This window comes from Nocardia jiangsuensis, assembly GCF_042650385.1.
GTDB lineage: Bacteria > Actinomycetota > Actinomycetes > Mycobacteriales > Mycobacteriaceae > Nocardia > Nocardia jiangsuensis.
In genome coordinates, this window is record NZ_JBHSAX010000013.1 from 227,074 (window position 1) to 238,535 (window position 11,462).

Below are 11,462 nucleotides of genomic sequence, written 5' to 3' on the forward strand. Positions count from 1 at the left end.
CGTGATGATGTGGCGGTGATTGTGGATGACATCGGCAGCCGGACCCGCGAGTTGGCGACCCGATTGGGGATACAGCCCCCGCGGGTCGAGGAGGGGCCGGTTCCGGCGTGGATAGCCGAGGGCGTCCGCGCCGTTCCGCAGCCCGAACAGACGCTGCTCGTTGTCGGGCCCGTGTTCGACGGACTCGCCCCGGCCGAGCAGGACGCCGGGCTGGCCAGCGCGATGGTGGTCGCGGAGCTCTACCGGCGCGGCAAGTGGAAGCCGCTCGCCGCGGCAGCCGTGCTCACCGTGGCCGTCGGCGTACTGGCCTTTCTCCTCATCAGCCCGGCGTGGCTGGTCATCCCGATCGTCGTCGTGCTGTTCCCGATCGGCTTCGTGGTCGCGCAGGCGCTCTGGCTGCGCGGCGTCGCCTACGGGCACGACCGTCGCCTCGCGGAGGTGTTCGGCCGCGACACCCCGGAGCTGCTCCTCGAGCTGAACGCCCGCAACGAGCACGAGATCCGCGGTGTGCTGCGCGCCTACCTCGCGGTGTCGAACCCCGCGCGGAGCAGCCGGAGCAAGCGCCTGCGATCCGCCTGAGCCCGGCTCGGACCCCTCGGCGGCGGTGCGACGGGTCGTCGCCCCGACACACTGCGGTTGCGTTTTCGCGCGCGATTGTGTGTCGTGGACGTCGTGACTACATCGGGAGACGCGTACCCCCTCACGGACACGATGACCACCACGGTCTCCTCGCGCGAGGGCGCGACGGTGCTGTCGGTGGCGGGCGAGGTGGACCTGGCGACGGCGCCCGCGCTGGAGAACGCGATCGACGCGATTCTCGGCGCGAAGCCCGCGTCGCTGATCATCGACCTGACCGAGGTGAGTTTCCTGGCGTCGGCGGGGATGGCGACGCTGGTGGCGGCGCATCAGCGGGCCGGGGGGTCGACCGCCATCGCGGTGGTGGCGGACGGCCCGGCGACCAGCAGGCAGCTCAAGATGACCAGCCTGGATCAGGTGTTCTCGCTGTACGCCACGCTGGACGAGGCGGTCGCGGGACGCCGCTGAACAACGGCGCGGAGTCCGGCCCCGCCCGGGACGGGCGGGGCCGGACCGCGTTCAGACGATGTCGCGGAGCTGCTCGATGAGCTGCACCCGCTCGGCGGAGGTGCCCGCCAGCGGGACCACGTTGAGCACGGTGACGCCCGCCTCGCGGAAGGCGGCGACGCGCTCCTTCACGAAACCGGCGGGGCCGATCAGGGAGACGTCGCGGACCAGGTCGTCGGGAACGGCCTTCGCCGCCTCCTCCTTCTTCCCGGCGAGGTACAGCTCCTGGATGCGGTCGGCTTCGGCGCCGTAGCCGTAGCGGGTGGCGAGGGTGTGGTAGAAGTTCTTGCCGCGCGCGCCCATGCCGCCGATGTAGAGCGCGAGGTGCGGTTTGACGAACTCGAGCAGCGGGGTCACGTTCTCGCCGATGGCGAGCGCGGGGCCCGCGTAGACCTCGAGGTCGCCGAGCGCGGGGTCGCGCTTCGCACGGCCCGCGTCGAGCGCCTCACCCCAGACGTCCTTCGCCTTCTCGGGCAGGAAGAAGATGGGCTGCCAGCCCTCGGCGAGCTCGGCGGCGAGCTCGACGTTCTTCGGGCCGAGCGCGGCGAGCAGCACCGGGATGCGTTCGCGCACCGGGTGGTTGATCAGCTTGAGCGGTTTGCCGAGGCCGGTGCCCGCGCCCTCCGGCAGCGGGATGCGGTAGTACTTGCCGTCGTACTCCAGCCGCTCGCGGCGCCACACCTTGCGGCAGATCTCGATGAGTTCGCGGGTCCGGCCGATCGGCGCGTCGTACGGCACACCGTGGAAACCCTCGATGACCTGCGGGCCGGAGGCGCCGAGGCCGAGCACGAAGCGGCCGTCGGAGACGAAGTCCAGCCCGGCCGCGGTCATCGCGGTGAGGCTGGGGGTACGGGTGTAGATCTGCAGGATGCCGGAGGCGAGCTGTACCCGCTCGGTGCGGGCGGCCAGGAAGCCGAGCGCGCTCACCGCGTCGAAGGAGTACGCCTCGGGCACGAACACGATGTCCAGCCCGGCGCGCTCGAGGTCGGCCACCTCGGCGGCCACCTCCTTGAAACCGCCCGAGTAGTTGATCCCCAATCCGATCCGCATGAGCTCAACATATCCCCGGCTACGGCCGGGCCGAGCACCGGTGCGGCCGGCGCGGCCGGATAGCGTGTAGCGGCCAGCTACCGACCTCGAAAGGTGCCGCCCCGTGTCGCAGTCAACCGCGCCGAGCCCGCAGTCCGGACCCGAAGCCGGATTCGGCGCCGTCACCGTCGCCGCGTACCTGGAGCAGCTGGGCGCCAAGGTGCCCGCGCCCGGCGGCGGCGCTGTCGCGGCGCTGCACGCGGCGCAGGGCGCGGCGCTGGTCGCCATGGTCGCGCGCTACACCACCAGGGCGAAGGACGCCGAGCACCGGCCGGAGATCGACCGGATCATCGCCGCCGCCGACGCCGCGCGGGAGCGCGCGCTCGCCCTCGCCGACGCCGACGCGGCCGCCTTCACCGCGGTGGGCGCCGCCTACCGGCTGCCGAAGGAATCCGCGGCGGAGCAGGCGGCCAAGCAGGCGGCGATCACCGAATCGCTGCTCGGCGCGGCCCGGGTGCCCGCCGACGTGGTGAACGCGGCCGACGAGGTGCTCACGCTCGCGGCCGACCTGCTGCCCATCGGCAACCCGAACGTGGTCACCGATATCGGGGCCGCCGCGGACGCCGCGCGGGCCGCCGCGACGAGCTCGCGGCTGAACATCGAGATCAACCTGGTGTCGCTGCGCGGCGCCGCCGCTGATAACGATCTGGCCGACTTCGCCGCCGCGCTGGCCCGGGTCGAGGAGATCACCGCGCGGGCGGATGCCCTGCACACGGACGTCGTGCGCGCGCTCGGCGGCTGAAACCGACCGTGTCTCAACCGGGTTACCCCGGATCGAGGGCGCGCGCTCGGCTGGACCGCGAAGATCATGACGGCCTAGGCTGGACACCTACTTACCACACCCGGTTCGAAGGTGGTTGTCATGAGGAGCGCGTGTCGGCCTCTTTTCCTGCTCGCCGCGGTGGTCGCGCTGGCGGTGACCGGTGCAGGCACCGCGTTCGGCAGCATCGCGGCCGCCCCCGCGACGCCCGCGATCGTCGCGATCAGCCCGTCCGACGGCACGACGGTCGGGATCTATCCCCCGGTCACCGTGCGCTACGCGGCGCCGGTCACCGATCGCGCCGCGGCGGAGCGGGCGCTGACCGTGCTCGCCCCCGAGGCGGTGCCCGGCCACGTGACCTGGCGCGGCGCCACCGAGATGACCTGGCTGCCCGAGTCCTACCTGCCCGCCCGGACCAGGGTGCAGGTCTTCGCGGCGGGGTGGCGCACCGAGTTCGAGACGAACGCGGGCTTCAGCGCCGAGGGTGACATCTCCGCGCACACCTTCACGGTGAGCATCGGCGGCGTCCCGGTGCGCACCATGCCCGCCTCGTACGGCAAGCCCGGCTGGGAGACCCCGGCGGGCACCTTCCCGATCCTGGAGAAGTTCCGCCGGGTGACCTTCGATTCGCGCACCATCGGCATTCCGCTCAGCTCGCCGGAGGGCTACCTCATCCAGGGCGAGTACGCGGAGCGGCTGACCTGGGGCGGGGTCTTCGTGCACTCGGCGCCGTGGTCGGTGGAGTCGCAGGGGTCGGCGAACGTCAGCCACGGCTGCGTGAACCTGGCCCCGGACGACGCCGCCTGGTTCTACGAGAACGCCGGGATCGGCGACCCGGTGCAGCTGCACTGGTAGTTTTCACCGCCGCCGCCCGGGTACGCGCCGCTCGACGGCCGGGGCGGGCCCGGTCGCGGGCGGAGGTGTCATGCGGATCGGGTACAAGCTGGTCGCGGAGGCGTACGGGCCGAAGGAGCTGATCAGGCAGGCGGTCGCGGCCGAGCGCGCCGGGTTCGACTTCATCGAGATCAGCGACCATTTCCATCCGTGGCTGGACAACCAGGGGCACTCCCCGTTCGCCTGGACGGTGCTCGGCGCCATCGCCGCGCGCACCGAGCGGGCCGGGCTCGTCACCGGGGTCACCTGCCCGATCATCCGCTACCACCCCGCGATCGTCGCCCAGGCCGCGGCGACGCTGGCGCTGGTCAGCGACGGCCGCTTCACCTTCGGCGTCGGCTCCGGCGAGCGGCTGAACGAGCACGTGGTCGGGCGCGAGTTCCCGCCGGTGCAGACCAGGCACGCCATGTTCCGCGAGGCGCTGGAGATCATCCGGCTGCTCTGGCAGGGCGGGTACCGCAGCTACGAGGGCAAGTACCTGCAGCTCTCCGATGCCAGGATCTTCGACCTGCCGGAGGAGCTGCCGCCGCTGGTGGTCGCCGCGGGCGGCCCCGAGGCGGCGCGGCTGGCCGGCGAGCTCGGCGACGGCCTCTTCGCCACCGACCCGGACGCCGACCTGGTGGCTGCCTTCGCCGAGGCGGGCGGCTCCGGCCCGCACTACGCCGAGGTGCCGCTGGCCTGGGCTCCCGACGAGGACACCGCCGCGCGGGCCGCGCTGGCGACCGCGCGCTGGGCGGTGACCGGCTGGAAGGTCATGAGCGAGCTGCCCAACCCGGTGAACTTCGCCGCCGCCACCGAGACCGTTCGGGTGGACGACATCAAGCAGAACTTCACCTGCGGCAGCGACCCGGGGCGCATCGTCGAGGCGGCCCGGCCGTTCGCCGAGGCAGGCTTCGACCACCTGGTGCTGCTGAACGCCGGCCCGGACCCGGACGGCTTCCTCGACTTCTACGCGGGTGAACTCGACCGCCCGCTGCGCGCGCTCGGGGTGTGAAAGCGGCCGCCCGCTACCGTTTTCGGGGCCGGGCGATCTTGGTCGAGAACACTCGAGTAAAGTGCAGGTAATGAGGCGCGACACGGGGTGGGACGGCTGACCGGTGGTTATCGAGGAGACCGCGCTGGCTTTGATCCAGCTCGGAGCGGTGTTCTTCGGTCTCGGTGTGCTCGGCAGGGTGGCGGCGCGGATCGGGATGTCCCCGATTCCGCTGTACCTGATCGGCGGACTGATATTCGGCTCCGGCGGGCTGGTGCAGCTGCACGAGGTCGACGAATTCATCCATCTCGCCAGTGAGATCGGCGTCGTCCTGCTCCTGTTGCTGCTCGGGCTGGAGTACACCGCCGCCGAGCTGGTCACCGGGATGCGGAAATCGTGGCCGGCGGGGCTGCTCGACCTGGCGCTGAACGCGACGCCGGGTGTGATCGTCGCCTTCCTGCTCGGGCTCGGGCCGGTCGGGGCGATCGCCATGGCGGGCGTCACCTACATCTCCTCCTCCGGGATCGTGGCCAAGGTGCTCGGCGATCTCGGCAGGCTCGGCAACCGGGAGACGCCGACCATCCTCTCGATCCTGGTGTTCGAGGATCTGGCGATGGCGGCGTACCTGCCGGTGCTCACCGCGGTGCTGGCCGGGGTCGGGCTGATCGCCGGGCTGTGGACGCTCGGCATCGCGCTCGCCGCGGTGACGGTGGTGCTGGTGGTGGCGCTGCGCTACGGCCGCTACGTCTCCGCGCTGGTGGCCAGCGACGATCGGGAGATCTTCCTGCTCAAGGTGCTGGGGGCGGCGCTGCTCGTGGCCGGGCTGGCCTCGGCGGTGCAGGTGTCGGCGGCGGTCGGGGCGTTCCTGCTCGGGATCGCCATCTCGGACTCCACCGCGCACACCGCGACCAAGATCCTGGAGCCGCTGCGCGACCTCTTCGCCGCCATGTTCTTCGTGCTCTTCGGGCTGAACACCGACCCGCGCAGCATCCCGCCGGTGCTGGCCTGGGCGCTGCTGCTCGCGGTGGTGACCACGGCGACCAAGATCGCGACCGGGTGGTGGGCGGCCGGGCGCGCCGGGGCCGGGGAGATGGGCCGGGCGCGCGCCGGGGTGGCGCTGGTGGCGCGCGGTGAGTTCTCCATCGTGATCGCCGGGCTGGCCGTGGCGGCGGGGGCGCTGCCCGACTCGTTCACCGCGCTCGCCACCACCTACGTGCTGCTCATGGCGATCATCGGGCCGGTGGCGGCGCGGGTGGTCGAGCCGGTCATGCGGATGCTGCGCGGGAAGCCGCGGGCGCCGGAGCGCGTCCGGGAGTGACCCGGGGCGCTGATCGGGGCTGGTGACGCCGAGCCGCCGTCTTCGACAGCGCCGCCGATCCCGCGGGCAGGCGACGTCGACCGCCCCGGCGGGGTCGAGTACCCCTCAGACCTGGGCGGACCGCTCGGCAGCCCGGACCACGTGGCGCATGAGCAGCGCGGTGGTGACCGGGCCGACGCCACCGGGGACCGGGCTCAACGCGGCGGCGCGGCCGCGCACGCTCTCGGCGTCGACATCGCCGACGATGCTGCCGTCCGGCCCCTCGTTGGTGCCGACGTCGATGACGACGGCGCCCTCGCGGACGTGCTCGGCGCGGATGAGCCCGGCCCGGCCCGCGGCGGCGACCACGATGTCGGCGGCCGAGGTGACGGCGGCGAGGTCGGCGGTGCGCGAGTGCGCGACGGTGACGGTGGCGTTCTCCGCGAGCAGCAGCTGCGCGAGCGGCTTGCCGACCACGTTGGAGCGGCCGACCACCGCGACATGCCGACCGGTCAGCTCGATGCCGTGCCGCTTCAGCAGGACGACGACCGCCTCGGCGGTGGCGGGGGCGAATACGGGGGTGTTGGCGGCGAGCAGGCCGAGCGAGAGCGGGGAGACGCCGTCGACGTCCTTCTCCGCGCCGATGGCGGCGGCGACGTCCTCCAGCTTCACCCCGGCGGGCAGCGGGGTCTGCAGCATGATGGCGTCGACGGCGGGGTCGGCGGTGCGGGCGGCGAGTTCGGCGCGCAGGCCCGCGCTGTCGGCGTCGGTGCCGAGGTCGATGGTGTCGCATTCGATGCCGCGGTTGGTGGCGGACTTGCGCAGCGAGTTCACGTACCAGGCGCTGGCCGGATCGGCGTTCGCCACCACCAGCGCCAGGCGCGGGGCCCGGCCGCGGGCGGCGAGCGCGGCGGCCAGCTCGGTGGTCTCGGCGTTCAGGGCGGCGGCGGCTTCCTTGCCGGTCAGCGATGCGGTCTCCACGGGGCAACCCTATCGGGGCGGTTTCGGACCACCGCTGCGGTGTCACTCTTCCGGCCCGAATCGCCGTATCGCGGCGAAATCACACCTGCAACATCAGCCCCAGTCGTATCGTGGTCGCTGCTCCTACAGCACAGCCGGCTGCCCTTTGCGAAAGGTGTGACCTGTGGCGACTCCCCGAATTCGAAGACTCCTGCTCGCGGCCGTGACCGCGCTCGCGCTGACCGGGGCGGTCGCCGCGCCCGCGGCGGCGGACCCCGACCCGGACGCCCTCTACAACTCCGCGCAGCGGCACTTCGCCGCCGGCGACGACGCCGCGGGCCGCGCCGACCTGCGCGCGCTCCTCGGCGCCGCGCCGGACGACACCGAGGCGATCGCGCTGCAGGCGGTCTGGTCGCACTACGCAGGCGACCGGATCGGGGTGGACGACGCCTTCCGCAGGCTCGCCGGGCTCGATCCGGCCCGCGCGAACGGCACCCGCCGGGTGCTGGACGCCATCGGCGCCGCCGTCGGGACGCTGCCCAATCCGCTGCCCGCGCTGATCGGCCCGCAGACCGGCATCGTCGTGCTCGGCTACGGCCTGCTACCGGACGGCACGCTGCGCCCGGAGCTGGTGGACCGGCTGAACGCGGCCTGGGTGCAGGCGATCGCGGCACCCTTCTCCCGGCTGGTCGTCACCGGCGGCAATCCGCAGAACGGCGTCGCCGAGGCCGACGCCATGGCGGGCTGGCTGATCGGGCGCGGGATCCCGGCGGGCCGGATCATCGTGGAGAACCGGGCGGGCTCGACCGTGCAGAACGCGCTGTTCAGCACCGACCTGCTCCGCAATGCCGGGCTGACCAGCGCCGTCGTGGTGACCTCGCCGAACCACATCCGCCGGGCGGTCGCCGATTTCATCGTCGCCGGGACCGCCGTCGTCGGGGCGATGGTCTCGCTGGAGCAGCTGGTGTCGAACCTGCCGCCGCCGAGCCGGGCCGGGCAGCGCGGGATCTACCTGGACGCCACCCGCACCTTCCGGCTGGCCGCCAGCCGCTGAAAAGGGTGGACGGGGCGCGCGGGGGCGCGCAGGATGACGCGGTGTCCGCGCTCCCCCGCCCCGCCCCGGATCGTGCCGCTGTCGAGGCGATCGTGGCGCGGTTACGAGCGGCGGGGTGTGTCTTCGCCGAGGACGAGGCGCGGCTGCTGATCGACGCGGGCGGCGAGCTGGAGGCGTTGGTGGCGCGGCGGGTCGGCGGGGAGCCGCTGGAGCAGATTCTCGGGTGGGCCGAGTTCCGCGGGTTGCGGGTAGGGGTCGCGCCCGGCGTGTTCGTACCGCGGGCGCGGACGGCCGAGCTCGTGGACGCGGCGCTTCCGCTGCTGCGGGCCGCGGGTGCGCGGCCGGTGGACGCAGTGCCGGACGAGGCGGATCGGCCCGCACCGGTGCTGGTCGACCTGTGCTGCGGTACGGGGGCGCTCGGGCTGGCCTGTGCACGGGAGGTCGCGGTCCAGCTGGTGGCGGCGGATATCGAGCCCGCCGCGGTCGCCTGCGCGCGGCTCAATCTCGGGTCCGCCGCCGAACGGGGCGACCGCGTCCCAGGTGGCGCCTCGACGGCGGTGGCAGCCGGGTCGGCGACGCCGACCGCACGCGGCGCCGGCACGCCCCTGGTGTACCGAGGCGATCTGTTCGACGCCCTGCCGGACGCACTGCGCGGCACGATCGCCGTGCTGCTGGCGAACGTGCCGTACGTGCCGAGCGACGCTGTCGCCACCCTCCCGCTCGAGGCCCGCGAGCACGAGCCGCGCCGCGCGCTCGACGGCGGCGCGGACGGGCTCGACGTGCTCCGCCGGGTGGTGGCCCGCGTGCCGGAGTGGCTCGCCCCCGGCGGTCACGTCCTCATGGAAACCAGCGCGGCACAAGCCGATCCGGCACTGCAGGCGCTGGCGGAGAACAACCTGGCCGGCCGGCTCGCCGGGTCCGGCGAGCACGGCACGACCGTGGTGATCGGGACGCTCAGCTCTCCTTGCGCCCGGTGAAGTGGTCCATCGAGCGGTACACCCCGACGGTGTTCAGGAAGAGGTCGCGGGCCCGGATCGGCAGCAGCCCGGAGAGCGCCTTGTTGAACCGCGAGGTCCAGGGCAGCACCAGCAGCGGCGTCCCGGCCTTCATCTGCGTCCACGAGGTCTGCACCACCACGTCCTGCTTGAGGATCGGGGTGAACCAGAAGCCCTTGGCGCCGTCGAACATGCCGGTGTCGATGTAGGTCGGGCAGACCGTGGTGATCTTCACGTGCTCGTGCCCGGCCTGCTCCAGCTCGATGCGCACCGAATCGGACCAGCCGATCGCGGCCCACTTGGAGGCGGCGTAGACGCTCATCCGCGGGTTCGAGACCAGCCCGGCCGACGAGGCGATGTTCAGCACCCGGGACGGCGACTTCGACGCCACCATGGCGGGCAGGAACTCCAGCGTGATCCACATCGGCGCCAGCGAGTTGATCGCCATCGTCTTCTCGATGTCGGCGCGGTTCGTGGTCTCCCAGAAGAACTGGTTGCCGCGCACGATGCCCGCGTTGTTCACCAGGATGTCGATATCGCCGATCTCGGCGCGCACCGCGGCCGCGGCCTCGGTGATCGCCTCCTGCGACGACACGTCGACGACGTGGTAGTGCACGGTGCCGCCCAGCTCGGTCAGCTCGGCCGCGGTCTCCTTCAGCGCGGCCTCGTTGATGTCCCAGAGCACCACCGCGGCGGCGCGCTCGTGCACCGCCGTGGTGGCGAAGAGCTTGCCGAGCCCCATGGCGGCGCCGGTGACCAGCACCGTGCGCCCGGCGACCGATTCCAGCTTCATCGCTGCGTTCCTCACTTCTGTCGCAGGGTCTTCATGACGCCGAAGTAGAGCGTCATGGTCTTGGCCCACAGCTCCTCGGACATGCCGGGCAGCGGGGCGATCGGCAGCACACGCTGCTGCGCGATGGTCTGGGTGTCGAGGTACTTGAGCAGCCCCTCCGGGCCGTGCCTGCGGCCGGTGCCGGAGATGCCGAGCCCGCCGGAGGGGGCGTCCGAGCTGCCCCAGGCGGCGATGAAGCCCTCGTTGACGTTCACCGAGCCCGCGTTGATCCGGGCCGCGACGGCCCGGCCGCGGGCCGCGTCCTTCGTCCAGACGCTGGCGTTCAGGCCGTAGGCGGTGTCGTTGGCGGCGGCGACCGCGGCGTCGTCGGAGGCCACCCGGTAGACCGAGACCACCGGGCCGAAGGTCTCCTCGCGGTAGACCGTCATCTCCGCGGTGACGTCGGCGAGCACGGTCGGCTCGTAGAAGTACGGGCCGAGGTCGGGGCGGTGCTTGCCGCCGGCGAGCACCGTCGCGCCCTTGGCGACGGCGTCGTCCACGTGCTGCCGCACGGTGTCGAGCTGGCGCTGGAAGGTGAGCGAGCCCATCCCCGCGCTGTAGTCCAGCGCGCCGCCGAGCTCGATGTTCTTCGTGTGCGCGGTGAACTCCGCGACGAAGCGGTCGTACACGCTGTCGTGCACGTAGATCCGCTCCATGGACTCGCAGAGCTGGCCCGCCGAGGCGAAGCAGGCGCGGATCGCGATCTTGGCGGCCCGCGGCACGTCGGCATCGGCGAGCACCAGCAGCGGGTTCTTGCCGCCGAGCTCCAGCGAGTAGCCGATCAGCCGCTCGCCCGCCTGCTGCGCGATGGTGCGGCCGGTGGCGCTGGAGCCGGTGTAGTCGACGTAGTCGGCGCGGGCGATCACCTCGCCGCCGATGTCGCGGCCGCGGCCGAGCACGGCCTGCCAGAGCCCGCGCGGCAGCCCGGCGCGCTCGGCGGCGTCGATGGCCCAGAGCGCGGTGAGCGCGGTCTGGTTGTCCGGCCGCGCGACCACGGCGTTGCCGGCGACCAGGGCGGGCAGCGCGTCCGAGACGGCGAGCGCGAGCGGGTAGTTCCACGGCGAGATGACCGCGACGACGCCCTTCGGCCGCTGCCTGACATCGACCCGGGTGAGCACCGGGAGCACGCCGCGCGGGCGCCGGGTGGAGAGCAGCTTGCTCGCCACCGATGCGTAGTACCTGGCGTTCACCGCGACATCGCCGACCTCGTCGAAGGCGTGCGCGCGGGCCTTGCCGGTCTCGGTCTGCACGATGTCGAGGATGGTCTCCTGCTCGCCGAGCACGATGTCGTGCAGCTTGCGCAGCACGGCGACCCGCTCCCGCACCGGCCGCGCGGCCCACTGCGCCTGCGCGGTACGGGCGGTGCTGAAGGCGCGCTCGATGTCATCGGTGGAGGACTGCGGCAGGTCGGCGATCTTGGCGCCGGTGGCGGGGGCGAACACCTCCACCGACGGCGCGCCGCCCGCGGTCGCCCGCTCCAGCAACGGCTTGACCAGGTCGGCGGGCAGGGCGGCAGACGTCATGG

General features: G+C 72.8%; 12 protein-coding genes. 8 read left to right on the plus strand and 4 right to left on the minus strand.

All coding sequences use genetic code 11. The features are described 5' to 3' along the window. The first annotated feature begins 15 nt into the window (after positions 1–15). Complete coding sequence (locus tag ACFO0B_RS12670) at positions 16–579, plus strand: hypothetical protein (RefSeq protein WP_378612598.1); 564 nt, start codon at positions 16–18, stop codon at positions 577–579. Between the two features lie 132 nt (positions 580–711). Beyond that, positions 712–1,044 (plus strand): STAS domain-containing protein, encoded by a 333-nt coding sequence (locus tag ACFO0B_RS12675; protein ID WP_378612599.1) that lies wholly within the window; start codon positions 712–714, stop codon positions 1,042–1,044. Between the two features lie 51 nt (positions 1,045–1,095). On the opposite strand, the gene ACFO0B_RS12680 is transcribed toward ACFO0B_RS12675, so the two are convergent. Then, positions 1,096–2,133: an LLM class F420-dependent oxidoreductase gene (locus tag ACFO0B_RS12680; protein ID WP_378612600.1), complete on the minus strand. Its 1,038-nt coding sequence runs from the start codon at positions 2,131–2,133 to the stop codon at positions 1,096–1,098. 103 nt (positions 2,134–2,236) lie between these two features. On the opposite strand from ACFO0B_RS12680, the gene ACFO0B_RS12685 reads away from it, so the two are divergent. The 4 genes from ACFO0B_RS12685 (at position 2,237) to ACFO0B_RS12700 (ending at position 6,117) form a co-directional block, all read left to right on the plus strand. Next, entirely contained in the window at positions 2,237–2,914 is a 678-nt protein-coding gene (locus ACFO0B_RS12685; RefSeq protein WP_378612601.1) for a cyclodeaminase/cyclohydrolase family protein, read from the plus strand. A gap of 120 nt (positions 2,915–3,034) precedes the next feature. After that, positions 3,035–3,787, plus strand: coding sequence for a L,D-transpeptidase (locus ACFO0B_RS12690; RefSeq protein ID WP_378612602.1), 753 nt, complete (start codon positions 3,035–3,037; stop codon positions 3,785–3,787). Between the two features lie 70 nt (positions 3,788–3,857). Then, complete coding sequence (locus ACFO0B_RS12695) at positions 3,858–4,820, plus strand: TIGR03557 family F420-dependent LLM class oxidoreductase (protein ID WP_378612603.1); 963 nt, start codon at positions 3,858–3,860, stop codon at positions 4,818–4,820. A gap of 109 nt (positions 4,821–4,929) precedes the next feature. Next, positions 4,930–6,117, plus strand: a complete 1,188-nt coding sequence (locus tag ACFO0B_RS12700; protein ID WP_378612871.1) for a cation:proton antiporter — start codon at positions 4,930–4,932, stop codon at positions 6,115–6,117. A gap of 105 nt (positions 6,118–6,222) precedes the next feature. On the opposite strand, the gene ACFO0B_RS12705 is transcribed toward ACFO0B_RS12700, so the two are convergent. Next, positions 6,223–7,077 carry a bifunctional 5,10-methylenetetrahydrofolate dehydrogenase/5,10-methenyltetrahydrofolate cyclohydrolase gene (locus ACFO0B_RS12705; RefSeq protein WP_378612604.1) on the minus strand — a complete coding sequence of 285 codons (855 nt, stop codon included), beginning with the start codon at positions 7,075–7,077 and terminating at the stop codon, positions 6,223–6,225. A 163-nt stretch (positions 7,078–7,240) separates the two neighbouring features. On the opposite strand from ACFO0B_RS12705, the gene ACFO0B_RS12710 reads away from it, so the two are divergent. Beyond that, a complete protein-coding gene (locus ACFO0B_RS12710) occupies positions 7,241–8,110 on the plus strand; it encodes a YdcF family protein (protein WP_378612605.1) in 870 nt (289 codons plus the stop codon). A 41-nt stretch (positions 8,111–8,151) separates the two neighbouring features. Continuing rightward, the gene (locus ACFO0B_RS12715) at positions 8,152–9,087 is read left to right on the plus strand and encodes a methyltransferase (RefSeq protein WP_449289790.1); all 936 of its coding nucleotides are present in this window, start codon (positions 8,152–8,154) and stop codon (positions 9,085–9,087) included. Here ACFO0B_RS12715 and ACFO0B_RS12720 read toward each other — a convergent pair. Further along, on the minus strand, positions 9,065–9,898 hold the full coding sequence (locus ACFO0B_RS12720) for an SDR family oxidoreductase (RefSeq protein ID WP_378612606.1): 834 nt from the start codon (positions 9,896–9,898) through the stop codon (positions 9,065–9,067). The genes ACFO0B_RS12715 and ACFO0B_RS12720 overlap by 23 nt on opposite strands. A gap of 11 nt (positions 9,899–9,909) precedes the next feature. Beyond that, a complete protein-coding gene (locus ACFO0B_RS12725; protein WP_378612607.1) occupies positions 9,910–11,460 on the minus strand; it encodes a succinic semialdehyde dehydrogenase in 1,551 nt (516 codons plus the stop codon). Positions 11,461–11,462 lie beyond the last annotated feature (2 nt).

Bases quoted from the DNA above. Each gene is read 5' to 3' on its own strand.
- ACFO0B_RS12675 (WP_378612599.1), top strand. From the start codon at position 712: ATGACCACCACGGTCTCCTCGCGCGAGGGCGCGACGGTGCTGTCGGTG.
- ACFO0B_RS12680 (WP_378612600.1), bottom strand. From the start codon at position 2,133: ATGCGGATCGGATTGGGGATCAACTACTCGGGCGGTTTCAAGGAGGTG.
- ACFO0B_RS12690 (WP_378612602.1), top strand. From the start codon at position 3,035: ATGAGGAGCGCGTGTCGGCCTCTTTTCCTGCTCGCCGCGGTGGTCGCG.
- ACFO0B_RS12695 (WP_378612603.1), top strand. From the start codon at position 3,858: ATGCGGATCGGGTACAAGCTGGTCGCGGAGGCGTACGGGCCGAAGGAG.
- ACFO0B_RS12720 (WP_378612606.1), bottom strand. From the start codon at position 9,898: ATGAAGCTGGAATCGGTCGCCGGGCGCACGGTGCTGGTCACCGGCGCC.
- ACFO0B_RS12725 (WP_378612607.1), bottom strand. From the start codon at position 11,460: ATGACGTCTGCCGCCCTGCCCGCCGACCTGGTCAAGCCGTTGCTGGAG.